The organism is Myxococcus sp. AB036A (assembly GCF_006547355.1).
GTDB lineage: Bacteria > Myxococcota > Myxococcia > Myxococcales > Myxococcaceae > Myxococcus > Myxococcus virescens.
This window is the reverse complement of the sequence record NZ_VHLC01000006.1, coordinates 92,877-117,291: the sequence shown is the minus strand read 5'-3', so window position 1 is coordinate 117,291 and position 24,415 is coordinate 92,877. Positions and strand designations below refer to the sequence as shown.

Below are 24,415 nucleotides of genomic sequence, written 5' to 3'. Positions count from 1 at the left end.
GATGCAGGAGGCCCCGGTGCATGTCTCGCGCCGGGGCCCCTGGGCTTCAGGGCCTACTGCGCGGTGCCCTTGGCCAGCTCGGCGACATAGGCAGCGGCAATCTTGGAGAACTTGAGCGCGTGCGCGGCGCTGCTGTCGGAGTTCAGCAGGGTGTCCCTGGGGGTGTGGATGTTGGGATTCTTCTGGGCGACGGTCCCCTCGAAGGGGATGGAGGCCGCGTAGCCCTGGTTGTGCCAGGAGGCGTGGTCCGAGCAACCGTAGCCGCAGGTCGTGTCGATGTACTGCACGCCGACGTACGTCGTTATCAGGTTGCGGATGAACTGGTTCTGGGCGGCGTTCGTGTTGTCAATGACGATGCCCACATCCCTTGTGGCGTTGGGGTGCTTGTAGTTCGTCATGTCGAGCTGCATCACCCCCACGACGTTGATGTTGTTGCTCTTGTGGGAGAGGGCGATTTCCCGCGAGCCGCGCAGGCCCGTCTCCTCCGCGGCGTAGGCCATGAACTTCACCGTCCGCTCGGGGCGGTAGTTGCGAGCCATGGCGGCGCGGATGACTTCGGTGAACGTCGCGATGCCGGACGCGTCGTCATCGGCGCCAGGCGCGGCGCTGGTGGTGCTGATGGAGTCCAGGTGTCCGCCCACCACGACGACCTCGTTGGACAGCGTGGTGCCGGGGATGGTGAGGATGACCGAGGGCTGCCGCCAGCCCGCGTGCGGGTAGTACGTCACGGTGACGTCCGTGCGCCCCGCGCCGGTGGCGTAGCCCTGCCACTTCGCCAGGAGCATGGCCGCGGCGTCCACGCCCCCTTGCGAGCTCTGGCTGCGCGTGGGGAAGGCGGACAGGTCGGCGATGGTGGTGCGGATGTTCGCGGCAGAGAGCTCACCCATCAGGGTGTTCACGGTCGCGGCGTTGGTGAGGGTGTAGCTGACGGCCTTCTGGGTCGCACTGGGGGCTACGGGCGTCAGGGACGCCAGTGCTTCCTCCTTCGTCTCGTAGGTGATGAAGCCCGCGCACCGGTCGAACTTCTCGTGCATCATCAGCGCCAGCCGCGACAGCTGGGACTCCTTCAGCTGGAACACGCCCGCGTGCTCCTGCTGCTTGAGGGCGGTGGGCACGTTCCAGCCTTCGGCCGCGAAGGTCTCCTGCATGGGCGTGATGGCATCCGTGCCAATCGCAATCCAGACAGTCTTGTCAGCTGGCTTGGCCTTGATCGGCTCGGCAAAGGCCAGCGGGGCATTCAGCAGCAACAGCGAGACCGGCATCCAGGTCTTCATCCGCATTGCTCCTCCAGGGAGACGGCGTTGCGTCGCAGCACGGGGGACGTGCTGCGGAGAGGAGCCTCTGCTTTTCGAGAAATAAAGGCTTTCTTAGACCTGGTCGTAGTGTGAAAAAGAGGACACGCCTAGAGTGAAATCGCACTGGGCGGGCAGGCGCTTCGTTCCCCGCACCGCCTGAATCTCCGCGCCGGGCTGATGCATCCCTTTGTCGTAGAGTGGCGCCGCCGGCATGCGCTGGTGCGTGACCTGTGTGGCGTGGTTCCCGTCGGGAGGCAGGATGGCCATGGACTGCGACTGGCTCATCATCGGCTCGGGGTTCGGCGGCAGCGTCAGCGCGCTCCGGCTGACCGAGAAGGGCTACCGCGTCGTGGTGCTGGAGAAGGGGCGGCGCTTGCGCGCCCCGGACTTCCCGAAGACGAACTGGGCGCTGAAGCGCTGGCTCTGGATGCCCACGCTGGGGTGGCGGGGCCTGTTCGAGATGACGTTCTTCCGCCACGTCACCGTTCTGTCGGGCGTGGGCGTGGGCGGCGGCTCGCTCGTGTACGCCAACACGCTCCCCATCCCCCGGGACGACTTCTTCCAGGCCCCTTCGTGGGGCCACCTCGCCCCGTGGAAGGAGGAGCTGGCGCCGCACTACACCACTGCGCGGCGGATGCTGGGCGCCACGCCGAATCCGCTGCGCACCGTGCCAGACCAGGTGCTCCAGGACGTGGGCACGGACCTGGGCCGCACCGACTTCCAGCCCACCACCGTGGCCGTGTACTTCGGCGAGCCGGGCGTCACCGTGAAGGACCCGTACTTCAACGGTGAGGGACCGGACCGGACGGGTTGCACTGCGTGTGGCGGATGCATGCTGGGGTGTCGCTTCGACGCCAAGAACACGCTCGACAAGAACTACCTCTACCTGGCGGAGCGGCGCGGCCTCACGCTGCACGCAGACACCGAAGTCACCTGGGTGCGACCGCTGCCAGACGGGGGCTACGAGGTCGAAGCGCTCCAGGGGGCGCGGCGCTTCTTACGGAAGAAGGTGCGGTTCACCGCGAAGCACGTCGTCTTCGCGGGGGGCGTGCTGGGCACCCTGGACCTGCTGCTCAAGTTGAAGGCGAGCCCGGACGGACTGCCGCGCCTGTCGGACCGGCTGGGAGACGGCGTGCGCACCAACTCCGAGGCGCTCGTGGGGGTGGTGAGCGGCCGCAAGGGGCAGGACTTGTCACGGGGCATCGCCATCGGTTCCATCCTGCACACCGATGCCCAGTCGCACCTGGAGCCGGTGCGCTACTCGGCGGGCTCGGGCTTCTTCCGGTTGCTGATGGCGCCGCAGGTGTCCGGGGCCACGATGCTCCAGCGCTTCGTGCGGCTGGTGGGCCTGCTGGTCCGGCATCCGCTGCGCTTTCTCAAGGCGTGGTTCGTCCCGGACTTCGCGCGGAGGACGATGATTCTGCTCTACATGCGCACCCTGGAAGGGCACCTGCGCATGAAGCGCTCGCGGAGGCTGGGGCTGAGCACGGCGCTCCAGGCGGGCCCGGCGCCGAGCGCCAACATGCCGGAGGCGTTCGACCTGGCCCGGCGCGTAGCGGACAAGCTGGATGGCTATCCGATGACCATCGTCAGCGAGACCCTGCTGGGCATTCCGACGACGGCGCACATCCTGGGTGGATGCTGCATGGGGGACTCGGAGGAGACGGGCGTCATCGACTCGCGGCACCGCGTGTTCGGCCATGAGGGGTTGTATGTGGTGGACGGCTCCGCCATCTCCGCCAACCCGGGCGTCAATCCGTCGCTCACGATTACGGCGCTGGCCGAGCGCGCGATGACCTTCATTCCCGCGGCCCGGACGGCACCGCGGGACGAGGTGGCCGCGCCCGCGGGGCCCGTGTCCTCGGGCGCCCGCGCGAGCTGAGGCTACAGGCGGACCTGGAGCTCGTAGCGGCGGTTCTTCGCCTTCTTGGCGGCGGTGTCGTCGGGCTTCACCAGCGGCTTCTCGGAGCCGTAGCCCACGGCGATGATTTCGCCCCGGGGGATGCCGCGCGCGATGAGCTCCTTGACGATGGTCTCCGCGCGCTGCTCGCTGAGCTTCTTGTTCTTGGCCGCGTCACCGGTGGAGTCGGTGTGGCCGGAGACCTCGAACTTGTAGGACTTCACGCCGGCGGCGACGAGCTGCTTCTTGGCGTCGACGAGCGCGTTGGTCAGCTTCTTGAGCTTGGCGTCGCAGCCGGCATCGAGCTGGGCAGTGCCTGTCTTGAAGCTGCACTGGTTCTGCCGGCCCTCGTCCATCAGCTTGGTGTTGACGCGCTTCTCCACGGCGGACTTGCCGGCATCGCCTGCGGCCTTGGTGAGGGCGCCGAACCCGCCCTGCGCGAAGGCCACGCCGGGAAGGGTGAGTAGCGACACGGTGATGCACAGGGCCTTGAGCTTCATACGTGAGGACGCCTCCGTTGGATGGGCGGTGTTCGCCGGGCGGAAGGCTGCCCGGGGGCCGCGCCTTCGTCCAGCGGCGCGGTGTCTCTTGGGAGGGGGGACGGGGGCCCGTCCGCCCGGCTGGTAAAACTTGCCTCGGTGCGGGAGGGGGGCAGCATGTCACCCCGGGTCCCTTCGCACAGCGAGGCAGGCGTGAGCAGCAGCAGTCGAACGGAGCGTTGGCGGCGGCTTCTTTCAGGTTACCGGGTGGGCTCGGAGAAGAAGCCGGTGGAGGAGCCGGCGCCGGTCCTGAGTGACATGGACGCGCTGCTCCAGGACGAGCGGACCGACTACGACCGGGACTATGACCGCATCGTCTTCTCCGCGGAGTTCCGTTGCCTGCACGACAAGACGCAGGTGTTTCCGCTGTCCACGAGCGACTACACGCGCACGCGGCTGACGCACAGCATCGAGGCTTCCTGTGTCGGGCGCTCGCTGGGGAATCTGGCGGGGCGGGGACTGCAGGCGCGCGACGTCATGGTGAATCCCTCGCACCTGGGCACCATCGTCGCGGCGGCGTGTCTGGCGCATGACATTGGCAATCCGCCCTTCGGCCACTCGGGTGAGGCGGCCATCCAGCATTGGGTGTCACAGCGGCTGGCGCGGCCCGGTGCCGAGGTGGACGGGCGGAAGAGCCCCTTCGAGACGGTGGAGCAGTGGCAGGACCTGGAGGCCTTCGAGGGCAACGCGCAGGGCTTTCGAATCCTCAACCGGCTTCAGTCTCGGGAGCGGCGGGGCGGCCTGCGCTACACCGCGGCGACGTTGGGGGCGATGAGCAAGTACCCGCGCGCGTCGGTGCTGCCGGGCGGGCGTGAGCGGGACAAGGGGCGCGTGTCTGAGAAGAAGTTTGGTTACTTCCAGGACGACGAGGCTCTGGCGCTGGAAGCGTACCGCGCGGTGGGGTTGGTGGAACGGGAGGCTGGCGTGTTCTCCCGGCACCCGCTGGCGTTCCTCGTCGAGGCGGCGGATGACATCTGCTACGCGGTCATCGACCTGGAGGACTCGGCGAAGCTGGGGCTGATTCCCATCAAGGATGCGTGTGAGTTGCTGGACGCGGTGCTGCCTCGTCCGGTGAAAGGGCCCGTGCGCCCGCCGCCGTCGCATCCGGAGACACGTCTTGCGCAGGCGCGAGCGCGGGCCATTGGCGAGCTCATCCAGGCCTCCGTGAAGGTGTTCCTGGAGAACGTGGAGGCGATGGAAGACGGGAAGTGGGAGACGCCGTTGGCCTCCGCGCGGGACGACGTGGCGAAGCCGCTGAAGGCCATCCGCAATCTCACGCGGCGCTACGGCTATGAGAGCGAGCGCGTGCTCCAGATTGAGAGCGCGGGCTTCAAGACGCTGGGCGGATTGCTGGACATGTTCGCGATGGCGGTCGTCACCGACACGCCGAACCGCGAGGAGAAGAAGCTGCGGCAATTGCTGCCACTGGACCTCTTCCAGCGTCCGGAGCACGTCCGGGACATGGCGGAAGCGCCCGCGTCCCGAGACGAAGCCATCACCGAGGCGGTGGCCCGTCTGTCGAAGTACCAGCGGCTGCTGTGCGTGACGGACTACATCTCCGGCATGACGGACGGCTTCGCCGTGGAGCTGTTCCAACGGCTGTCAGGCATCAAGCTGCCGACGTGATTCGCGTGGCGGGCCTCAATCCCCGGCGACGGCAATCTGCCAGTCGCCTTCGGGGGTGATGCCCACGCGCAGGCCGAGGTAGCTGCCCTGGTCCTTCATCCCCGCGATTTCCTCGTCCGGGTAGACGCCCTTGAGCGCGCCCCAATCCTTGTCGGACGTCGCGCCGGTGACATGGACGGCCGGCCAGAAGTAGAGATTGTCCTGCTTCGCGTAGGGCAGGTTCAGGACCTGGACGATGCGGGCCAGCTCCGGGTTGCCCAGCTTCTCCGCGGCGCGCCAGTACTCTCCCGCGTCGGTGCCGTCGCCGAAGGTGAACCGCACGGCCTTGCCGTTCTCGTCCGCCAGGGTGTTGAGCGCCGTGTAATCACAGGCCACCGCCGCGGCGATGATGCGCTGACGCATCGACTCCACGGGCGCTGGCAGCGCCGGGGAAGCCGGTGCTGCGCGCGGAGACAAGCTCGCCGCTGAGCAGGTGCCCTTCTCCGCGGCCGGCGCTCCCGTGTACTCGCCGACGCCCGAATCAGCGTTGGCTGCTTCGGCCGTTGCCGAGCCCGGCACCGCGGCATCCGGGCTGCCCGCGCCCTGGGACTCCGTGCTCGGAGCGGGGGAGGGCGTCTGTCCCTTGCCCGGTGCGGCAGGGGCGACAGGCGCGGCGCCGATACCGGAGTCGACTCCGGCGGCGGGGCTCGAGGTTCGCTCGGTGCAGGCGACGAGCGAGGCGGCGACACAGAGAGAAAGCAGAGTAGTCCGGTTCATGGCCCGCCCGTTGTAGTCCAGCGGACAGGCGGCAGGCTCCGGATTCCGCTGCTCAGCCGCCGCCTTTTGGTGACTCGATGACGACGGCGAAGGGGTCGAAGGGCTTGTCATCCTTCTTCTTCGCGCTCGGCATGCCGAACTCGCCGGTGGGGTGCTCAGGCCGGACCGACGTGTACGGGTCGATCTTCACCGGAACGCCAAACACCTTCGGGTTCTTCTTGGGGCCGTCGCTCATGCCGCCCATGCTACTGCAGCGGCCACCCGCCTGTTTGGCTGCACTGGCAAGGTGTCTTCTTGGGCATTCGGCCTGCCAGGGCGATACTTCCTGCCCATGTGTGGCCGTGTCACCGTCCGAACCTCTCCTGAGCAGATTGTCACCGGTCTGGGCCTCGCGGGCATTCGTACCGCCGTGGAACGCCCGCGCTTCAATCTCTGTCCCACGCAGTTGATGCCCGTGGTGACCAATGATGGCGCACGGATGTTGGATGCCTTCCGCTGGGGGCTCGTCCCGTCGTGGGCGAAGGACCCCGCCATTGGCAACAAGCTCATCAACGCACGGGGCGAGACAGTGGCGGAGAAGCCCAGCTTCCGCTCCGCGCTCAAGCGGCGCCGTTGCCTCGTCGTGGTGGATGGCTGGTACGAGTGGAAGCAGTCCACGAAGCCGAAGACGCCGTACTATTTCCACCGCAAGGACGGGCAGCTCCTGACGCTCGCGGGGCTGTGGGAAGAGTGGACCGCGCCCGACACGGGCGAGGTGCTCAACACCTGCACCATCATCACCATCGGGCCCAACGCGCTGATGGCGCCCATCCATGACCGGATGCCCGTCATCCTCGAGCCGGAGGCCCAGGAGGTGTGGCTGCGTCCGGAGCCACAGGAGTCCTCAGGGCTGCTCCCGCTGCTGGTGCCCTGCGCCGAGGAGTCGCTGGACGCCTACGAGGTGTCGCGCGTGGTGAACTCCCCCGCCAACGACACCCCGGAGTGTGTGGAACGCGTGGCCGCCTGATTCGCGTGGCTCAGGCGCGACGGCGGACCTTCGCGTCGAGGCTCCACGGCCCCGCGCCGATGAGCGCGATTCCGGCCATGACGGCGAGGTAGAGCAGCGCCATTTCCATGCGGCCGAAGGGGTCCGCGCGGTGCCGGTAGAGGGCCACTGCCATGGTGAAGCCCGCCATCGCCGCCGCCGGTCGCGTGAAGAGGCCCACGGCCACCAGCAGCCCGCCCAGGAACTCCGCCATCGTGGCGCACCAGGCGAAGAACGTCGGAAACGGGAATCCGAGCTGCGCCACGCCCGCCGCAAACTTGCTCATGTCGCCGGTGAGCTTGGGCAGGCCGTGCCCCAGCGCCAACGAGAGACCGAACACCACGCGGATCAACGTCAAACCCACCGCGGACTTACCCACCATGCTGTGTACCTCCCAGGTTGCCCGCGCATCCTCGCACGGCGACGTGCGTCACGCAGCGTTACGCGGAGCGCTTGGGCGCACGCATGTCGCTGATGGCCAGCGGATGCCGGGCGCCCTGAGGGGAGACGAGCGCGGCGCTGAGGACGAAGTCCTGGCCCATGCGGAGCTCCAGCGTGGTGGGGCCCTTGTAGGTGGTGCGCCAGTCCAACTCGACGCGGACGGTGCCCAGCAGCTCGCGGTCCACGGTGGTGGTGTCCAGCGCCTCGAAGAGGGCGATGGAGAGCGGCCCGGGAATCATCGGCAGCTCCAGCGTCACGGACTTCGTCGCGGGCACGGGGGTGTTGGCGGGGATGACCTCGTGCTGCGCGCCGCCGGGAACCATGATGCTGATGGGCATGGGCACCACGTCCGCCAGGCCGGTGATGCCGCGCGCCAGGTTCCGGCCGAGGATGGCCGCGCCCACCGCGACGCCGAGCTCTGGGTTGACCTCCTTGTCGGAGGACATGCGCTTGAAGTGGGAGAAGCGCTGGCGGATGGCGGGCATGCGCGTCTGGCCGCCGACGAGGACCAGCTCGTCAATCTGCTCTGCCTTCAGCTTCGCGCGCTCCAGCACGTCGTCGCAGGCGGAGGCGGTGCGCTCGATGAGCTGGAAGGCCATCTCCTCCAGGCGCTTGCGGGTGAGCGTGTAGTCGAAGTCGATGAAGCCGCCGTCCTTCTGGGCGATGCACGGCACGCGGAGCACCGTGGCGTCGCGCTGGCTCAGCGCCATCTTCGCGGACTCAGCGGCGAAGACGAGCCGCTGCATCACCACCTTGTTCCCGCGCAGGTCGATGCCGTGCTTCTGCTGGAAGTCGTCCACCAGCATCTCCACGATGCGCTCGTCGAAGTTGGCGCCGCCCAGGAAGGCATCACCGCCGGTGGCCAGCACCTTCACCACCTTGTTCTGCACCGCGAGCAGGGTGGCGTCGAAGGTGCCGCCGCCCAGGTCGAACACCATCACCGTCTGCTCGGGGTTGCGCAGGTTGGCGTAGTAGAGCGCGGCGGCGGTGGGCTCGTTGACGATGGCGCGCACCTGGAGGCCGGCCTGCTCCGCGGCATGGCGCACCGCCGCGCGCTGGCGGCTGCTGGCGTGCGCGGGCACGGTGAGCACGCACTCGCGGAAGGGCGTGCCGGCGGTGTGGTTCGCCAACGTGAGAATCTGCTTGATGATGAGGTGCGCCACTTCCGTCAGCGACGTCTGCTTCCCGTACATCGTCACGGCCGTGTAGCCGTCCTCGGCCTCGACGAGCTCGAAGGCGTACTTGTCCTTGTGCTGGGTGACGTACTCGGACTGGAAGCGGCGGCCCAGGAAGCGCTTGGCGCCGAAGACGGTGTGGCGAGGGTCATCAATGATTTGCCGGCGCGCGGCGTGCCCAACGATGGCCTTGTCCGCCGCGTGGAACCAGACGACGGAAGGCAGCGTGACGCTCTTGTCCGTCACCGGAACGACGCGAAGCTTGCCGGCCTTGTCGAAGAAGGCCGCGGCGGTGTTGGTGGTCCCGAAGTCGATGCCAAGGATGGAGCCCGTACTCATCACCGCTGACTCTCCCACGTCCCGTGGGCACGTTCAGCCCCTGAAAATGTCATCGAGTACAGCGTGGGTGGGTCACTTGAAGCCCTGTTGCGCTTCGCTTCACTCCGCGGCGGCGGTGGGAGGCGACGGGCAGTAGAAATGTACCGTTGGGTGGGCGCAGCGCGTACGCGGGGGCTTGCCGGCTCGAAGGCTGGGGCCTCGAGGTCCGTGCCGGTGTTCGTCGTTGACCGGCCCGTGTCTTCGTTTCATGGATGCGCGCCATGGCCATGGGGCATGTGGATCGAAGTCTGGTTCGGGATGTCGCGGCGATTGCCGCCGCCTCTGGCGTCATCGGGGCTTCGTTCGGCGCCATCTCGGTGGCGTCGGGATTGTCGGTGTGGGTCGCGTCGGCCATGTCCGTGCTCGTCTTCGCGGGCGGTTCGCAGTTCATGGCCGTGGGGGTGGTGGCGGGCGGTGGCAGTCCCGTGGCCGCGGTCATCGCGGGGCTGCTGCTCAACGCGAGGCACCTGCCGTTCGGCCTGGTGATTTCGGACGTGCTGGGAAAGCACTGGCTCGTGCGGCTGATTGGCACGCACTTGATGGTGGACGAGTCCGTGGCGTTCGCGCTCGCGCAGCCCACGCCGGAGCGCCGGAAGGCGGCGTACTGGCTGTGCGGTGGGGCGCTGTTCATGGCCTGGAACGCGGGCGTCCTCGTCGGCGCCCTGGCGGGAACGGCGCTGGGCAGCCCGGAGGCGATGGGGCTCGATGCCGCGTTCCCCGCCGGGTTGCTGGCGCTGCTGCTGCCGTCGCTGACTGCCCCCGCCAAGCCTCCGAACGCCGAGCCCGGTACCGCGGAGGGCGAGGTCGAGACAGCACGCGCCCACGAGGCCCGCGCGGCGGCTGCCCAGGCGCGCTGGGTGGCGGGGGGCGCGGCGCTCATCGCGCTCGCCACCACGCCGATTCTTCCCACGGGGGTTCCCGTGCTGCTCTCGCTGCTGGCGCTCGGGCTGGTGCTGCGATGACGCTGCTCCCCATCCTGGTTCTGGCGGCGGGCACCTATGCCTTCCGGCTCGCGGGCCCGCTGCTGAGCCAGCGCATGCAGGTGTCCGCGCGGGTCCAGGGCCTGCTGTCCCTCTCCGCGATTGCGCTGCTCACCGCGCTGGTGGCCACGGCCACGCTGTCGTCGAACGGGGGCTTTTCGGGCTGGGCACGTCCGGCGGGGGTGCTCGCTGGCGCCGTGCTGGCGTGGCGGAAGCTGCCCTTCGTCGTCGTGGTGGTGGGGGCAGCGGGTGTTACAGCTTTGTTGCGAGTATCGGGAGTGAGTTGAATTTTGGCTAAATCGCGCACTGCGGCTTGATGAAGGGTGATGTGGGTGGCAGGCTCCACACTGTTAGTCGAATTTTCCCGGACTCAGTGAGGACTTGCCATGACTGGAATCGATCGCTCTTCGTCTTCAAGAAGCTCCCAGCGGGAGTCGCGGGTGTCGGGAGGGGAGTCCGCCCGCGGCCTCCGGAATGAGACGAACCGGCGCGAGGACGCGCGGCAGCCCGAGCAGAACAAGGCCAAGGGCTATTCGGTGAAGGACGGCTGGGACTCGCGGCCCGCCCACGCGGCGAAGCAGTCGCAACCGGCGGTCGAGGCCCAGGCCGTGGCTCCGGAGGGCGGAGTTGCCGCCGCGACGGAGCCGGACGTCGACTGGGACTTCATCGCCGAGCAGGAGGGCCGGGCGGTACAGGATGGCTATGTCCCGGACGCCACGGGGAGCAAGAGCGGTGTCACGGTGGGCACGGGCGTGGACCTGGGCGCCCGGGACATGAACGATTTGGACCGGCTGGGGCTGTCGGACGCGCTGAAGACGAAGCTGGAGCCCTACCTGGGCAAGAAGGGCCAGGACGCCGCGGACTTCCTGGAGGAGAACCCGCTGAACTTGACGGCGGAAGAGGTCAAGGAGCTGGACCGGGCCGTGAAGGGCGAGGCGCTGGACAACGTCGTCAATGAGTACAACACCGAGGTAGAGCGCCTGAACGCCGCGGACGGTGGCAGCCGGCCGAAGTTCGCGGAGCTGCCGCGGGAGATGCAGACGGTGATTGCCTCCGTGGGCTTCCAGTACGGCTCGCTGAAGACGGCCACGCCCAACTTCTTCGCGCAGGTGACGGAGCAGCGGTGGGACGACGCGAAGGCCAACCTGGAGGACTTCGGTGACCGCTATCCGTCGCGCCGTGGCCGCGAGGCGGATCTGCTGGGCGAGGGCATCGCGACCCTGAGCTGAGCCCGCTGCGGCCAACAAGGCCCGGAGCGCGGCGGAGACGCCGAGGCTCCGGGCCTGCGCCCGCAGTACGGGAGCCGCCGGGCTGGAGCGGCACGCGATTGCTTTCGCGCGTCTGGAATTGCCTGGCGGTAATGACTGTCAGGCAGTCAGGATTCGCTCTGTCCGCGGCGCAAGCCCAAGGCCTTCATTTTTTTGTAGAAGTGACCGCGTTCCAGGTCGAGCAACCGCGCGGCTTCCGTCACGTTGTCGTGTGTATGGGAAAGCACGTGCTGGATGATTTCCCGCTCGGCGTCTTCCACCTGCTCGCGGAACGTCCGGTCCGCGCGAGGCCGGAAGCCCACGGGCGCGGGAGGCTCGGTCGCCACCGGGGCGGCGATGGCGGGCGCGGGCGTACTGGACGCCAGGACCACTGCGGCCTCGGGAGAAGGAGGGGGCAGGGGGCTCGCGGGTGTCTCCACCGGTGCGGGCGGCGGCACGTTCCGGCCTCGGGGCAACAGCTCCAGCGCATCCGTCCGGGTGACGATGGGGCCTTCACACAGGATGGCCAGCCGCTCCACCAGGTTGCGCAGCTCGCGCACGTTGCCGGGATAGTCGTAGGCGCTCATCACCGCCAGCGCGTCGGGGGACAGCGTCAGCGGCCGGCGTCCATTCTTGGCGCAGGCCTCGTCGAGGAACGTCTTGATGAGGTCCGGCAAGTCTTCGCGCCGCTCACGCAGCGGGGGCGAATGAATCTGCACCACGTTGATGCGGTAGTAGAGGTCCTCGCGGAAGCGCCCGGCGGCAATCTCCGCCTCCAGGTTCTTGTTCGTCGCCGCGACGACGCGCACGTCCACCTTGTGCGTCTCCGCGCCGCCCACGCGCTCCAGCTCGCCTTCCTGCAACACGCGCAGCAGCTTGGCCTGCATCGCCTGCGGCATGTCGCCAATCTCGTCCAGGAAGAGCGTGCCCTCGTGGGCCAGCTCGAACTTGCCCCGCCGCACGCTCACCGCGCCGGTGAAGGCGCCCTTCTCGTGGCCGAACAGCTCGCTCTCGATGAGCTCATGCGGCACCGCGGCGCAGTTGAGCTTCACGAAGGGCTGCCCCTTGCGCTTCGAGTGCTGGTGCAGCGCCCGCGCGATGAGCTCCTTGCCCGTGCCGTTCTCACCTGTAATCAGCACCCGGCCCTCGGAAGGCGCCGTGCGCTGGATGAGCGAGAAGATGCGCTGCATGGCCGGTCCACTGCCGACCATGTCGTAGCGGCCCAGCTGTGCCCGCAGCTCCTGGAGCTCCGCCATGGCGGCCTGGTGCTTGAGCACGTTGCGCAGCGCCACCAGCAGCCGCTCCCGGGCGATTGGCTTTTCCAGGAAATCCCTGGCCCCCAACTGGGTGGCCTTCACTGCGGTGTCGATGGTGCCGTGCCCGGACATCATGATGACGGGCAGCTCCGGCTTCAGCTCGGTCAGCTTCGCCAGGGCCGTGAGGCCGTCCATGTCCGGCATCCTCACGTCCATCAGCACCGCGTCCACGGGACGGGCGCTGACGACATCCAGGGCCACCTGCCCGCTGTTGGCCAGGTGCGTCTGATACCCCGCCAGTTGGAGCGACTGGCTCAGGGTGAGGAGGATGTTCTTCTCGTCATCGACGATGAGGACAGAGGCGGGCATGGCGGGCTTTCCCCGAGGCGCGCCACGGGGCGCGCCACACGCGGGTCAATCGTGACAATCTCACGGAAAATATTTGGAGATTCAAGGGTTTCGGCGATGGGGTGGGGTGTCCTGCGCGGGACAAATGTTTTGACTCACCCCCTCCAGTGAGACTACACGCCAACGACTACACCCCGCGGGCGCGGGCGCGTTTTCGACTACAGAATTCTGGAGGAAATAATGCGTCAGATTTCCCTTTTGGCGGGGCTCTCCCTCGCCGTCGCCATCATGGGCGGCTGCACCCCTTCCTATCCGAAGTGCAACGAGGATGAGCACTGCGCGGAGAAGGGCGAAGTTTGCGTTCAGGGCCAGTGCCAGGAGTGCGCCACTGACGCCAACTGCCAGGAGGGTTTCACCTGCCAGGCGAACAAGTGCGCCCCCAAGCCGCCTGAGTGCACCACGGACAGCGCTTGTGGCAGCGGCCGTATCTGCGAGGCCGGCAAGTGCGCCGAGGCCCAGTGCCAGCAGGACACCCAGTGCCCCGGCGGCGGCAAGTGCGAGTCCGGCCGTTGCCAGGTCCCCGAGAACACCTGCGCGTCCAGCGCTGACTGCGGCGAGGGCCAGGAGTGCCAGGCCGGCCAGTGCGTGACGGCCTCCGCGGAGCGCTGCGACTGGAGCCCCATCCCGTTCGGCTTCAACGAGTCCGGCCTGTCCGCGGACGCGCAGCAGCGCCTGTCCGACCTGGCTCAGTGCATGAAGACCGCGCCGGGCCGCGTCACCCTGGCGGGCCACGCCGACGAGCGCGGCACCGAGGAGTACAACCTCCAGCTCTCCAACCGCCGCGCGGCGTCCGTCAAGCGCTACCTGACGGACCTGGGCGTGCCGGCCAGCCAGCTGGGCACGGTGGGTTATGGTGAGACCCGCCCGGTGAACTCCGCTTCGTCCGAAGACGCGTGGTCCGAGAACCGCCGCGTCGAGTTCCAGCGCTAGTCTGAGGTAGGCTGCGCGTGTGATGGCCGTCCAAGAGCCGGAAGCGCGTCAGTCCTATCTCGTCTTCGCCTGTGGCAGTAGCTGGTATGCGGTACCCGCGGAGAGCGCGGCGGAGGTCGTGACCTTCCCCGAGCTCACGCGGGTGCCCGGCGCTCCAGCCCACCTGCTGGGCGTGTTCGCGCATCGGGGTGAAGTCATCCCCGTCGTGGACATGGGCCTGCTGGTGGGCGGCGTCAGTCAGGGTTCCCGAAGGGCGGTGCTCGTGCGCCTGCCGCGTGGGACCCTGGCCCTCACGGCCAGTACGGTGGCCGGCGTCTCCCCGGTGACGGGCACGCTGGAGCCCCTGGGCCCCACGGGCGTCCACGTCCACCTGCGCGGCCCCGCCAAGAGCGGCCCCCGGGACGTGGCCGTCATCGACCCGGAAGGGCTCTTCGACCACCTCAGTCAGGGGACCTGAGTCATGGAGCCGCCGGGCCACGTCCGGGGAATGCTCCTCTGCCATGCCGGTCCCCACCGGCTCGCCTTCCATGCGCACGAGGTGGCCTCCATCGCGTCGCCCTCCGGGCACGCGGCGGCCTCCGCGCGCCGGGCCTTCCATGAGACGGAGGGTTCCGCCCGCGTGCTGGTGTCCGCCTCGGGTGGGGCGGTGGGCGTGGACGCGCTGGAAATCGACGCGGAGCCGCACCGGGTGCTGCCCGCGCCGCCGGTGACGGTGCGCGCGTCGGGGGGCAGCCTCCAGGGCTTCGTGATGGCGCGAGGAGAGCTGTGGCCCCTCGTGGGACTGGCGGACTTCGAGCGCTTCCTGCGCGGGCATCCAGGGGAGGGTGCATGACGGTGCCCGGGGGCATGAGGGGCCTGGCGCGGTGGACCGCGCGTCCCGCGTTGTTGGGCAGTTCCATGGGCACGGTGCTGGTGCTGCTGCACTGCCAGCTCACCGGCACGGTGCCCGAGGGCACCTGGGGGCCCTTCCTGTTGCTGGTGGGCGTGGCGCTGTCGCTGGCGCTCTGGTTCACCGGCGTCCATGGACGGCGCGCGCTGCGGGTGCTGTACGCGCTGGGCGAAGGCCGGCTGCCGTCCACGCACGAGGCCCTGCTCAAGGCGCTGCTGGAAGCGCGCTCCTTCCCGGAGCGGAGCTTCGCCTTCGTCCTTCAGTGCTGGCTGTTGGCCTCGCTGGGCGTGGCGCTCGTCTTCGTTCCGCTGGTGGGTGGGACGTGGATGCTGGGGATGCGGCTCGCGCTGATGGGCCTGTTCCTGGGGCCGCTGAGCGCGCTGTTCGTCTACCTGATGGTGGCTCGCCGCGCCCGCAAGGCGGTGGAGCTGGTGGCGGCCCAGGGCTTGTCCCCGCTGGAGGTGGTGGCCACGGCGCCGCCGCGCCGTCTGCACATCCGCCGGCGGATGGTGCTCTTCACCGCCATCGCCGTGCTCAGTCCGTCCTTCTTCATCCTCGACGCGTCGGTGACGCGGGCGATGGACGCGGTGGATGCGATGGTGGGCGCGCCAGCCCACGTGCAGCGCGACGTGGCGGGACGGGCCAGTGAGACGAGCGGGCTCGCGGTGGCTGGATTGGTCGCGGTGCTGGTGATGATGACGGCCTATGTGGGCGGCGCCGTCATCGCCGAGCCGCTGCGCTCCATCACCGAGGACGCGACGCGCATCGCCCAGGGCGACTTCCGCCCGCCGCGCATCATCGCCGCGGAGGATGAGGTGTGGGCCACCTCCGCCGCCTTCGCGCAGATGCAGACGCAGCTGGGGCAGGCGCTGGCCCAACTGCGGCGCGCGGGCCTCCAGATTTCCACCACCACCGAGCAACTGGTGGCCACGTCCGGTGAGCAGGAGTCCGGCGCGGATGAGCAGTCCGCGTCGCTCAACGTGACGAGCGCCACCACGGAGGAGCTGGCACGCTCGGCGCAGCAGATTGCCGGCAATGCGGAGTCGGTGTCCGCCATCGCCGAGACGACCTTCGCCGCCGCGCAGACGGGACAGCGAGGCGCCGCCGCCTTCCTGGGCGCGATGCAGCGCATGAAGGAGGACAACCAGGCCATCGCGGACGCGGTGGTTCGGCTCAATAAGCGCGTGCAGCAGATTGGCAAGGTGGTGGAGTTCATCAACGAGATTGCCGACAAGTCCGACCTGCTGGCGCTCAACGCCGAGTTGGAAGGCACCAAGGCGGGCGAGGTGGGCCGCGGCTTCTCATTGGTGGCCGCGGAGATGCGGCGTCTGGCGGAGAACGTCATCCGTTCCACGAAGGCGATTGAGCAGCTCATCGCGGAGATTCGTGATGCGACGCACGCCGCGGTCATGGCCACCGAGGCGGGGCTGAAGACGACGGACGCGGGCACGGTGCTGGCCGCGCAGGTGGACGAAAGCCTGAGCCTCATCCTGGAGCTGGCCCGGCAGACGTCCCACGCGGTGCGCAGCATCTCCCTGGCCACGCAGCAGCAGCAGACGGGAACGGACCAGCTGGCGGCCGCCATGGGCGACATCCTTCGCGTCACCGAGCAGAACTTCGCGGCCACCAAGCAGATGGCGGCGGCCAACGCCGACCTGTCCACCCTGGCGCGTGATTTGAAAGACGCGGTGGAGCGCTTCCACGTCGGGCCGGGAGGTGACGCGTGAGCACGCAGAAGGGCCCCAGGCGGGCCTCCTTCAGCCGGCACCTCATGGCGCCCGTCCCGCTGGCCAACCTGGTGGGCGCGGCGCTCAGCCTGCGCTTCGCGTCGCTCACCCTCGCCGAACCGCTGGCGGGCCGGATGGGCTTGATGGGCATCCTGGGCGGCGCGCTCTGCGCGACGGCGCTGGTGTCGGGGGCCGCTGTGTCCCTGGGACGGCAGCGCACCCTGCGCGGGCTGGAGCGTGGGGATGTGCCCACCACACCGCAGACGCTGGCGTCGGCGGTGGCGGAGGTAACGCGCGCGCCGGACGAGGCCTTCCTGGGCTCGCTGGGACTGTGGCTGGTCACCACCCTGACGCTGGGCGCGTGCATGTGGCTGGGCGTGGGCGTGGAGTTGGCGGTGGCCGCTCGCATCGCCGCGCTGGGCCTGCTCTTCGGGCCGTTGACCGCGCTGCTCGTGTACTGCCTCGTCGTGCTTCGTTCGCGCAAGGTGGTGCTGTGGCTGGCGGAGCTGGGCATGACGCACGCGCAGCTCATCGAGGCCATGCCCCGGCGCGCGGAGCTGCGTGCGCGGCTGGCGGCCTTCGCCTTCGTGGCGGTGATGACGCCCGCGGTGCTGTCCGCGCAGCTCGCGTCGGCGCTGAGCAACCACATCTTCACCCGGCTCATGGCGGAGCGGGACGTCAGCCGTCAGGTGATGTTGGCGCAGGAGCTTCGAGTCGAGGCGCTGACGCAGGGCGGAGGGCTGGTGCTGCTCGTCTTCGCGCTGGCGCTGACGGCCGCCTACCTGGGCGGCACCATGCTGGGGCGGCCCCTCCGGGAGCTGTCGCGCGAGGCGAAGCGCATCGCCGAGGGGGACCTGGCCAGCCCGCGCGTGGTGCCCGCGGAGGACGAGGTCTGGGACGTCTCCGCGGCGTTCACCACCATGCGCGTGCATCTGGCGGACGTGATGTCGCAGTTGCAGCGGGCGGGCGCGCAGATTTCGGCGACGACGGAGGAGATTCTCACCACGTCGGGACGCTACGAAGCGGGCGCGACGGAGCAGGCCAGCTCGCTGGACGAGACGAGCGCCACCACGGAGGAGCTGGCGCGTTCGGCGCGGCAGATCGCCGAGAACGCGGGCTCGGTGGCGGAGATTGCCCAGCGCACGCTGGGCGCGGCGCAGCAGGGGCAGGGGAGCGCGGAGGCCTTCCTGGGCTCCATGGCGCGCATGCGCCAGGACAACGGCGCCATCTCCTCCGCCGTGGTGCGGCTCAACAAGCGCGTGCAGCAGATTGGCAAAATCGTCGAGTTCATCAACGGCGTCGCCGACAAGTCGGAGCTGCTGGCGCTCAACGCCGAGCTGGAGGGCACCAAGGCCAGCGAGGTGGGCCGGGGCTTCTCGCTGGTGGCCGCGGAGATGCGGCGGCTGGCGGAGAACGTGCTGGAGTCCACGAAGGAGATTGAGGGGCTCATCGAGGAGGTGCGGGAAGCCTCCGCCGCGGCCGTGTCCGCCACCGAGGGTGGCGTGCGCGCGGTGGAGACGGGCACCACGCTGGCGCAGCAGGTGTCCGAGTCGCTGCGGCAGATTGTCGACCTGGCCGGGCAGACGTCCTACGCGGTGCGCAGCATCTCCCTGGCCACGCAGCAGCAGCAGATGGGCACCGACCAGCTCGCCGACACGATGGCGGACATCCTCCGCATCACCCAGCAGAGCCTCAACGCCACCAAGCAGGTGACGACGGCGAACACGGACCTGCTCGTGCTCGCCAGGGACCTGCAGGGCGTGGTGGAGCGCTTCCAGATTGGCCAGGAGCCGCTGGGGGAGGAGGGCGGGTGACCCCGAGCGAGCGCCTGCTCAGACAGTTCCGGGACCTGGTGACGGTGCGCCTGGAGCGCATCACCCGGTCCTTGATGGAACTGGAGTCTGGCGCCAGCGCGGAGGCGGGGCGGGGTGTGCTGCGAGAGCTGCACGGCTTGAAGGGTGAAGCCCGGATGATGGGCTTTGATGACGTCAACGTGCTGGTGCACGAGATGGAGGAGTTGGTCCGCTGCACCGAGCCCTTGCGCTACGCGCTCTCCCCCGCGTCCACGGATGCGTTGCTGACCACGGCGGACGCCGTGCTCGTGTTCTCCGGGACGCAGGCCGCCGATGAGCCGCCGCCCGCGGTGGAGCGGCTCGTCGCGTGGTTGCAGGAGTGCGTCCGCTCCGAGTCGGTGCGGCTGCCGACCGGAAGTCTCGCGCCCGCAGAAGGAGCCCCCGCGACTCCGGAGGCCGCTGGCCGCGTAGGCGCCCAAGGTGGCCCTCACTCCGCCGTGCAGACGAACCCGGGGGCAACTCCGGGGCGGCTGTTGACGGTCCCCGTCGCGGAGGGGAGCCGACCTCACGTGCCTCCACCGGGCCGGAGCGCGATGCCGAGCCTCGTCTCTCCGCAAGCCTCTGGCGCCGCGGCGTCCTCCGGCGCGGGAGCCCGGGCGGCCTCCTCGGCTCCGACGGTGCAGGGTTCCAACGGCCTCACGGCGCCCCGGCAGCCCGAGTCACGTCCGGACACCGCGGTGCGCATCGGCGTGGAGAGCCTGGACCTGCTCACCAGCGCCGTCACCAACCTCACGCAGGTGGCGCGTCGCCGGGAGCTGGCCAATGCCCGGCGCCTGGCCCTGGCCCGTGAGCTGAGCCAGCTCGCACGCGAGGCGGAAGACCTGGGGCCCGCGGGCGCCGCGTTGGCGGCACGGTTGGGCTCGGCCAAGGAGATGGCCGCGGTCCTCCACCGCGAGTCGAAGCTGCTTTCCAACGCGGAGCTGCGCGACCTGGGCATGTTGGTGGAGGAGGTGCAGACGCTGCGCATGTTGCCGCTCTCCGTCCTCTTCGAGCCCTATCCGCGCATGGTGCGCGACCTGTCCCGCGCGCTGGGCAAGGAGGTGGAGCTGGTCGTCGACGGCGAGGACACTCGCGCCGACCGCGCCGTCGTGGAGGCGCTTCGCGAGCCGTTGATGCACCTGGTCCGCAACGCCCTGGACCACGGACTGGAGACGCGGGTGGACCGCGTCACGGCGGACAAGAAGCCGCGTGGCTGTCTCACGCTGCGTGCCGCTCGAGAGGGCAACCGCATCAACCTCCGTGTTGAAGACGACGGCATGGGCGTGGACCCCGTCCAACTCCGTAAGGTGGCCGTCCGCAGGGGGCTGTTCGACGAGAGCGCCGCCAACGCCCTGTCCGACGCCGCGGCCCGCGAGCTCATCTTCCTGCCGGGCTTCACCTCGCGGGACGTCGTCACCGACCTGTCGGGCCGGGGCGTGGGGTTGGACGCGGTGCGCACCTCCATCCAGGCCCTGGGCGGTGACGTCGGGGTGGAGTCTGCACCGGGCTGGGGCACCATCTTCGAGCTGCGCGTCCCCGTCTCCCTCACCGTGGCCCCGCTGCTCTTCATCCAGGTGGGGACGGAGACGCTGGCCCTGAGCGCCACCCATGTCTCGCGGGCGCTGAAGGTGGACTCGGTGGACCAATGCGAGGTGGCCGGCCGCCCGTCGCTCCTGGTGGAAGGCCGGGTCCTGCCGCTGGCCCCGCTGTCGTCACTGCTGGGGCTGGGGCCTCCGCGGCCCGCTCGAGAGGGGGAGCTGGCCCTGGTGGTGAAGAGCCAGAGCGGCGCGGCGGCGCTGGTGGTGGACCGCGTCCTGGAGGAGCGGGTCCAGGCCATCCTCCCCTTGAAGGGCATCCTGGGCCGCTTCGGCCACCTCACCGGGGCCACGTCCCTGGCGGATGGGCGCCTGGCCATGGTGCTCTCGGCGGCCTTCCTCACCGCCAGCGCCCACCAAGGCAATGCCTTGCCGCGTCCACCCCCATCGGTGGAGCCCGGTCCCGAGGCCCGGCGGCGCCGCATCCTCGTGGTGGACGACTCGCCCCTCACCCGGGAGCTCATCGCCAACCTGCTGGAGGCGGTGGGGTACGACACCGTCATCGCCTCGGACGGCGCGGAGGCCCTGGAGGTCCTGGAGTCGCATCCCGTGGACCTGGTCGTCACGGACCTGGAGATGCCGGGGGTGAACGGCCTGGAGCTGGCCCGGCGCCTGAAGGGGCACCCCGTCCATTCGAGACTCCCGGTGGTCATCCTCACCACCCGTGGGGGGGAGGAGGACCGGCGGCGGGGGTTGGCGGCCGGGGTGGACGGCTACATCACCAAGGGCGACCTGGTGCGCCAGGACCTGGTGGATGTGGTGCGGCGACTGCTGGGCTGACAGGCCCCTGTAGTGGCTGTACCCCGTCGGCGTAGAGGCGGGATAGGAGCCATGTTGGTTGAGGGTGAGGGCTGGAGTGGGGGAGGCGAGGAGGACCGGTGACGGGGGCCGGCCGGTGGATAGACTGCCGAGCCATCGCGGCGGTGTCGCTCAAACTCACCGCGCTCGAGGGCCAGGCCGATGGGTTACGACGTGAGGTGGGTTCGATACGACGACACGCTCCACACTGCGGCGTTCGTAAAGGCAGCCAGCCAGGAGGCAGAAGCGCGCGGAGGACTCGAAGTCGAGTTCAAACGCGGAGCCGGTGTGACCCGCTTGTTCGTCAAGTTGCCGCGCAGCTCACTCGAGGTGCAACCGGGTGAATCGGAACGAGCCCCGGACGACGGGGAGTGCTGGGGCGAGATCCACTTCAGCGTCATCCCCTCAGCTCAGCGTGGTTTCGAGGTCCTCCGACACTATCCGGATGAGCGAGGTTACATCGCGCTCTCGCGCTCCGGAGACGACGTGCTGATGCTGCGCGACGACGGAGTGGTGAGCCGGTGGGATGGCGTGGCCGTTCACGACGGGCCCCGCGTGTCCGAAGGATACCTCGACGATCTCTGGTCTCCAGAGCCAGGGGTGGCGTGGGTCGTGGGGGACGAGACGTTTCACCTGGGTCCCAGCGGCTGGACGCGCGTGGAGACGGGGGCGGGCGTTCCGCTTCATCGGGTCTCCGGCCGCCATGCGCGAGACGTATGGGCAGTCGGCGAAGGGGTGGTCTTTCATTGGGATGGGACTCAGTGGAGTCGAATCCCTTCGCCCGATTTCGGCGTGGGTTATGGCTTGTGGGTCGACGCCGAGGGGGTCTGGCTTACGGGCTCGAACGTGAAACTGCTTCGGTTCGAAGGCTCGCAAATGGTTCCGCTCGAGATTCCAGGCGGCGTCGGCGCCGAACACTCCTGGTACGAGGCCATCTTCCGAAGTGGCGGCGAGCTCTGGCTTGCAGCGGAAGGCGAATGCGTTCGCTGGAACCGCGGCGGGGCCACGGTGCTCAGGACCGGCGTCGAGGGCCCCTCTGCCTTTGCAGGCACTTCCTCAGACGCGTTGGTCCTGGTGGGGACTTGCACCTCGGCCTCGTGGGACGGCGGCAGTTGGTCGCCAGTCGCATCGCTCACCGAACGGTACGTGGCTGCGTGCGTTTACAGCGATGGTTCAATCCTCGCGTCGAATCCGGATGAAGGGCTCACGCGTCTGGTGCCCAGAGGCACGCACGCCGTGCTCTCTGTCAGCTCCGGCTTCAGTTCCAATCGCAACCTATGGCTTTCGATCGCTGAGTTCGCCGCCGCGATTGCACGTCGCCTGAACATGACGGTTCAACCTTAGGTCGGCGGTGCCGATGAGGATGGGGCGATTCGGCTCCGGGTTCACCACGACGCCGCCTGCAGTCTCGAGCCTGATGACACTGCAGCCGGTCGCGACCCAGCAGGTGCGGCTCTCACTCCACGGCGAAGTGATAGTTGGAGCCGTATTGACTGTCGTAGCTCACGCAGGAGCTGCGGTCCGTGTTGCGGAACCACATCTCCAGATGGCGGGCGCCGGCCGGCGCGGTGATGGCCGTCGGCTCGGACCTGCCGGAGCCGGTGACGACTGTCTCTTGGATGGGGCCGTTGTCGAAGCGGTACTGCGCGACAATCGCCCAGGCCGGGCCGTTGTATGTCGCGCGACACTCAGGCAGGCGGTCCACGTCGTAGTTGACGATGAACTGCTGGCCGGCGCGCAGCGTGCCCGCAGTCACCTCGTCCCAGTTCGCGTTGAAGGAGAGGGTCGGCGCGCCGATGGCGAAGTGGTAGTTGCTCCCGTGGTTGGAGTCCCAGGCTTGGCAGTCCTGGCTCGAGATGTCGAACCACATCACCAGGGCGCCGCTCAACCCCGCGGGGAGATGCAGGACGCGCTGGGAGGGGTTGCCGTCCGGCGCGTGGCCGGCCACCCAGAAGCTCACCACCGGGCCGCGGTTCACCTGGACGTGGCCGGTGATGGTCCAGGTCGGGTTGCCCGAGGAGGTGGTGCCCCGGCACTGCGGCAGGCGGCTGACGTCGTAGTTGACGACCACCTGGCCACCCACGGGAATCAGCTCCACCGATGGCGTCTCGTTCCAATCGCCATCGAAGGTGATGGAGGTGGGGGTGGTCTGCGCCGCGGCCGTGGAGGCCACCAGCAGCAGCGGGAGGAGGGAGGGAAGAAATCGCCGGACCAAGATGCGCTCCTTTCGAGCGGCAGAGGGGTCGGACGGCGGTATCCGGGCTCCCGTGCATCGGGTCAATGGCTTCCCCGCTTATCTATATAGGTTGGAAAAAGCCACATTGAGGGTGCGAGTCGGGCTCGGGCCTCACCGCCACGCGGCCTGCGGAGGCACCCCGTCCATTCGAGGCTCCCGGTGGTCAGCCTTCACCATCCGTGGGGGGAGGAGGACCGGCGGCGCGGGGGCTGGCGACACCGCCCAGGGCAACCTGATGGATGTGGTGCTGCGACTGCTGGGCTGACAGGCCCCTGCATTGGCTATACTCCCGGGCTCGCGCACGGGGTATGGACAGGGCATGGGCAAGAAAGTGTCGGTGCTGGTGGTCGATGACTCCCTCATCTGCCGACAGCTCATCTGCGAGGCGCTGAGCAAGGACCCCGATATCGAAGTCGTGGGCACCTGCGCGGACGGCAAGCAGGCCGTGGAGATGACCAAGGAGCTGCGTCCCCACGTCATCACCATGGACGTGGACATGCCCGTCATGGACGGGCTCACGGCCACCGAGCACATCATGGCCGAGTGCCCCACGCCCATCCTGGTGCTCACGGCGGACCCGCGCTCCCAGGCGCCGGAGCTGACGTACCGCGCGCTGGAGCTGGGCGCGCTCGCCCTGCAAATCAAGCCCGCGATCGACGCCGGGCCGGACGCGTGGAACCTGGTTCGCGAAATCCGGCTGCTGTCCTCGGTGCGTGTCATCCGCCACCTGCGCCGGCCCCAGCGCGGCCCGCTGTTGCCGCCCCGGGTGGCCACGTCGGTGCTGCCGGCGGTGTCCATGGGCGTGGTGGTGGTGGCGGCGAGCACGGGCGGGCCCCAGGTGCTCTTCAAGATGCTGTCGGAGCTGCCCGCGGACTTCCCGGCGCCCATCGTCATCGTCCAGCACATCAACGCCGCCTTCGCGGAGTCCCTGGCGGGGTGGCTGGCCGGGGCCAGCAAGTTGAAGGTGCGGCTGGCGCAGGACGGAGAGCCGCTGATGCCGGGGCACGTCCTCATCGCTCCGCCGGGGCAGCACACCGTCATCCCCTTCCGGGGACGCGTGGGGATCAAGCAAGGCGTGGAGCGGGATGGGCACATGCCGTCCGGCACGGTGCTGCTGGAGAGCGCCGCCCGCACCTATGGCCGGCGCGCGGTGGGCCTGGTGCTGACGGGCATGGGCGCGGATGGCGCGGATGGCCTCCTGGCCATCAAGCAGGCTGGCGGACTGGCGGTGGCGCAGAACGAGGAGTCCTGCGTGGTGTTCGGCATGCCGGGCGCGGCGGTGGAGCGCAAGGCGGTGGACCACCTCATCCACGGTGACGAAGTCGCGGCGACGTTGGTGCGACTGGCGCGGGGAGAGTCCCTCTCGGTGGGACGCTGAGCCCG

At 69.1% G+C, this 24,415-nt stretch carries 22 protein-coding genes; 14 read left to right on the top strand and 8 right to left on the bottom strand.

The features are described 5' to 3' along the window. Nucleotides 1-53 precede the first annotated feature (53 nt). The gene (locus tag FL344_RS04335; RefSeq protein WP_141592301.1) at nucleotides 54-1,274 is read right to left on the bottom strand and encodes a M20/M25/M40 family metallo-hydrolase; all 1,221 of its coding nucleotides are present in this window, start codon (nucleotides 1,272-1,274) and stop codon (nucleotides 54-56) included. Between the two features lie 286 nt (nucleotides 1,275-1,560). Between FL344_RS04335 and FL344_RS04330 the strand changes: the two genes are divergently transcribed. Then, nucleotides 1,561-3,177 (top strand): GMC family oxidoreductase, encoded by a 1,617-nt coding sequence (locus FL344_RS04330; RefSeq protein WP_194862987.1) that lies wholly within the window; start codon nucleotides 1,561-1,563, stop codon nucleotides 3,175-3,177. Between the two features lie 2 nt (nucleotides 3,178-3,179). Here FL344_RS04330 and FL344_RS04325 read toward each other — a convergent pair whose 3' ends face one another. Beyond that, the gene (locus FL344_RS04325; protein ID WP_090491704.1) at nucleotides 3,180-3,695 is read right to left on the bottom strand and encodes an OmpA family protein; all 516 of its coding nucleotides are present in this window, start codon (nucleotides 3,693-3,695) and stop codon (nucleotides 3,180-3,182) included. Between the two features lie 246 nt (nucleotides 3,696-3,941). Between FL344_RS04325 and dgt the strand changes: the two genes are divergently transcribed. Then, a complete protein-coding gene (dgt, locus tag FL344_RS04320; RefSeq protein ID WP_141617646.1) occupies nucleotides 3,942-5,360 on the top strand; it encodes a dGTP triphosphohydrolase in 1,419 nt (472 codons plus the stop codon). Nucleotides 5,361-5,375: 15 nt separating this feature from the next. Here the strand turns inward: dgt and FL344_RS38925 are convergent, their stop codons facing one another. Together FL344_RS38925 and FL344_RS04310 are read right to left on the bottom strand one after the other, a co-directional pair. Then, nucleotides 5,376-6,116, bottom strand: a complete 741-nt coding sequence (locus FL344_RS38925) for a hypothetical protein (RefSeq protein ID WP_228564773.1) — start codon at nucleotides 6,114-6,116, stop codon at nucleotides 5,376-5,378. 52 nt (nucleotides 6,117-6,168) lie between these two features. Further along, nucleotides 6,169-6,351, bottom strand: a complete 183-nt coding sequence (locus FL344_RS04310; RefSeq protein WP_090491820.1) for a hypothetical protein — start codon at nucleotides 6,349-6,351, stop codon at nucleotides 6,169-6,171. A gap of 96 nt (nucleotides 6,352-6,447) precedes the next feature. Here FL344_RS04310 and FL344_RS04305 point away from each other — a divergent pair, with 96 nt between their 5' ends. Continuing rightward, nucleotides 6,448-7,122: an SOS response-associated peptidase gene (locus FL344_RS04305; RefSeq protein WP_141617644.1), complete on the top strand. Its 675-nt coding sequence runs from the start codon at nucleotides 6,448-6,450 to the stop codon at nucleotides 7,120-7,122. A gap of 10 nt (nucleotides 7,123-7,132) precedes the next feature. Here the strand turns inward: FL344_RS04305 and FL344_RS04300 are convergent, their stop codons facing one another. Then, nucleotides 7,133-7,522, bottom strand: a complete 390-nt coding sequence (locus tag FL344_RS04300) for a DoxX family protein (RefSeq protein WP_140876523.1) — start codon at nucleotides 7,520-7,522, stop codon at nucleotides 7,133-7,135. Nucleotides 7,523-7,580: 58 nt separating this feature from the next. Then, nucleotides 7,581-9,095, bottom strand: coding sequence for an Hsp70 family protein (locus FL344_RS04295; RefSeq protein WP_141617620.1), 1,515 nt, complete (start codon nucleotides 9,093-9,095; stop codon nucleotides 7,581-7,583). Between the two features lie 260 nt (nucleotides 9,096-9,355). Between FL344_RS04295 and FL344_RS04290 the strand changes: the two genes are divergently transcribed. The 3 genes from FL344_RS04290 to FL344_RS04280 all read left to right on the top strand — a co-directional run bounded on the left by FL344_RS04290 (nucleotide 9,356) and on the right by FL344_RS04280 (nucleotide 11,343). Further along, on the top strand, nucleotides 9,356-10,096 hold the full coding sequence (locus FL344_RS04290) for an AzlC family ABC transporter permease (RefSeq protein ID WP_228564772.1): 741 nt from the start codon (nucleotides 9,356-9,358) through the stop codon (nucleotides 10,094-10,096). Then, entirely contained in the window at nucleotides 10,093-10,401 is a 309-nt protein-coding gene (locus tag FL344_RS04285) for an AzlD domain-containing protein (RefSeq protein ID WP_141592305.1), read from the top strand. Before FL344_RS04290 ends, FL344_RS04285 begins: the two co-directional genes overlap by 4 nt. A 99-nt stretch (nucleotides 10,402-10,500) precedes the next feature. Beyond that, on the top strand, nucleotides 10,501-11,343 hold the full coding sequence (locus FL344_RS04280; RefSeq protein WP_141617618.1) for a pesticin C-terminus-like muramidase: 843 nt from the start codon (nucleotides 10,501-10,503) through the stop codon (nucleotides 11,341-11,343). 146 nt (nucleotides 11,344-11,489) lie between these two features. On the opposite strand, the gene FL344_RS04275 is transcribed toward FL344_RS04280, so the two are convergent. Next, entirely contained in the window at nucleotides 11,490-12,986 is a 1,497-nt protein-coding gene (locus FL344_RS04275; RefSeq protein ID WP_141617617.1) for a sigma-54 dependent transcriptional regulator, read from the bottom strand. Nucleotides 12,987-13,205: 219 nt separating this feature from the next. Here FL344_RS04275 and FL344_RS04270 point away from each other — a divergent pair, with 219 nt between their 5' ends. The 7 genes from FL344_RS04270 (at nucleotide 13,206) to FL344_RS04240 (ending at nucleotide 22,140) form a co-directional block, all read left to right on the top strand. Beyond that, nucleotides 13,206-13,955 (top strand): OmpA family protein, encoded by a 750-nt coding sequence (locus tag FL344_RS04270; RefSeq protein ID WP_141592307.1) that lies wholly within the window; start codon nucleotides 13,206-13,208, stop codon nucleotides 13,953-13,955. 22 nt (nucleotides 13,956-13,977) lie between these two features. After that, a complete protein-coding gene (locus tag FL344_RS04265) occupies nucleotides 13,978-14,412 on the top strand; it encodes a chemotaxis protein CheW (protein WP_163884324.1) in 435 nt (144 codons plus the stop codon). Nucleotides 14,413-14,415: 3 nt separating this feature from the next. Continuing rightward, nucleotides 14,416-14,787, top strand: a complete 372-nt coding sequence (locus FL344_RS04260) for a protein CrdC (protein WP_140794280.1) — start codon at nucleotides 14,416-14,418, stop codon at nucleotides 14,785-14,787. Beyond that, nucleotides 14,784-16,571, top strand: a complete 1,788-nt coding sequence (locus FL344_RS04255) for a methyl-accepting chemotaxis protein (protein ID WP_011555120.1) — start codon at nucleotides 14,784-14,786, stop codon at nucleotides 16,569-16,571. Before FL344_RS04260 ends, FL344_RS04255 begins: the two co-directional genes overlap by 4 nt. Beyond that, on the top strand, nucleotides 16,568-18,385 hold the full coding sequence (locus FL344_RS04250; protein ID WP_141617616.1) for a methyl-accepting chemotaxis protein: 1,818 nt from the start codon (nucleotides 16,568-16,570) through the stop codon (nucleotides 18,383-18,385). The genes FL344_RS04255 and FL344_RS04250 overlap by 4 nt, the downstream gene beginning before the upstream one ends. Next, nucleotides 18,382-20,778, top strand: coding sequence for a response regulator (locus tag FL344_RS04245; RefSeq protein WP_141617615.1), 2,397 nt, complete (start codon nucleotides 18,382-18,384; stop codon nucleotides 20,776-20,778). Before FL344_RS04250 ends, FL344_RS04245 begins: the two co-directional genes overlap by 4 nt. A gap of 180 nt (nucleotides 20,779-20,958) precedes the next feature. Next, nucleotides 20,959-22,140: a hypothetical protein gene (locus tag FL344_RS04240; protein WP_141617614.1), complete on the top strand. Its 1,182-nt coding sequence runs from the start codon at nucleotides 20,959-20,961 to the stop codon at nucleotides 22,138-22,140. Between the two features lie 112 nt (nucleotides 22,141-22,252). Here the strand turns inward: FL344_RS04240 and FL344_RS04235 are convergent, their stop codons facing one another. Then, nucleotides 22,253-23,011 (bottom strand): DUF6209 family protein, encoded by a 759-nt coding sequence (locus FL344_RS04235; protein ID WP_141617613.1) that lies wholly within the window; start codon nucleotides 23,009-23,011, stop codon nucleotides 22,253-22,255. Nucleotides 23,012-23,351: 340 nt separating this feature from the next. On the opposite strand from FL344_RS04235, the gene cheB reads away from it, so the two are divergent. Beyond that, nucleotides 23,352-24,410: a chemotaxis-specific protein-glutamate methyltransferase CheB gene (gene cheB / locus FL344_RS04230; RefSeq protein ID WP_141590196.1), complete on the top strand. Its 1,059-nt coding sequence runs from the start codon at nucleotides 23,352-23,354 to the stop codon at nucleotides 24,408-24,410. Nucleotides 24,411-24,415 lie beyond the last annotated feature (5 nt).

Bases quoted from the DNA above. Each gene is read 5' to 3' on its own strand.
- FL344_RS04260 (WP_140794280.1), top strand. From the start codon at position 14,416: ATGGAGCCGCCGGGCCACGTCCGGGGAATGCTCCTCTGCCATGCCGGT.
- FL344_RS04305 (WP_141617644.1), top strand. From the start codon at position 6,448: ATGTGTGGCCGTGTCACCGTCCGAACCTCTCCTGAGCAGATTGTCACC.
- FL344_RS04310 (WP_090491820.1), bottom strand. From the start codon at position 6,351: ATGAGCGACGGCCCCAAGAAGAACCCGAAGGTGTTTGGCGTTCCGGTG.
- FL344_RS04280 (WP_141617618.1), top strand. From the start codon at position 10,501: ATGACTGGAATCGATCGCTCTTCGTCTTCAAGAAGCTCCCAGCGGGAG.
- FL344_RS04325 (WP_090491704.1), bottom strand. From the start codon at position 3,695: ATGAAGCTCAAGGCCCTGTGCATCACCGTGTCGCTACTCACCCTTCCC.
- FL344_RS04285 (WP_141592305.1), top strand. From the start codon at position 10,093: ATGACGCTGCTCCCCATCCTGGTTCTGGCGGCGGGCACCTATGCCTTC.
- FL344_RS04270 (WP_141592307.1), top strand. From the start codon at position 13,206: ATGCGTCAGATTTCCCTTTTGGCGGGGCTCTCCCTCGCCGTCGCCATC.
- cheB (WP_141590196.1), top strand. From the start codon at position 23,352: ATGGGCAAGAAAGTGTCGGTGCTGGTGGTCGATGACTCCCTCATCTGC.
- FL344_RS04240 (WP_141617614.1), top strand. From the start codon at position 20,959: ATGGGTTACGACGTGAGGTGGGTTCGATACGACGACACGCTCCACACT.
- FL344_RS04290 (WP_228564772.1), top strand. From the start codon at position 9,356: ATGGCCATGGGGCATGTGGATCGAAGTCTGGTTCGGGATGTCGCGGCG.
- FL344_RS04255 (WP_011555120.1), top strand. From the start codon at position 14,784: ATGACGGTGCCCGGGGGCATGAGGGGCCTGGCGCGGTGGACCGCGCGT.
- FL344_RS04295 (WP_141617620.1), bottom strand. From the start codon at position 9,095: ATGAGTACGGGCTCCATCCTTGGCATCGACTTCGGGACCACCAACACC.
- FL344_RS04330 (WP_194862987.1), top strand. From the start codon at position 1,561: ATGGACTGCGACTGGCTCATCATCGGCTCGGGGTTCGGCGGCAGCGTC.
- FL344_RS04300 (WP_140876523.1), bottom strand. From the start codon at position 7,522: ATGGTGGGTAAGTCCGCGGTGGGTTTGACGTTGATCCGCGTGGTGTTC.
- FL344_RS04265 (WP_163884324.1), top strand. From the start codon at position 13,978: ATGGCCGTCCAAGAGCCGGAAGCGCGTCAGTCCTATCTCGTCTTCGCC.
- FL344_RS04335 (WP_141592301.1), bottom strand. From the start codon at position 1,274: ATGAAGACCTGGATGCCGGTCTCGCTGTTGCTGCTGAATGCCCCGCTG.
- FL344_RS04275 (WP_141617617.1), bottom strand. From the start codon at position 12,986: ATGCCCGCCTCTGTCCTCATCGTCGATGACGAGAAGAACATCCTCCTC.
- FL344_RS38925 (WP_228564773.1), bottom strand. From the start codon at position 6,116: ATGAACCGGACTACTCTGCTTTCTCTCTGTGTCGCCGCCTCGCTCGTC.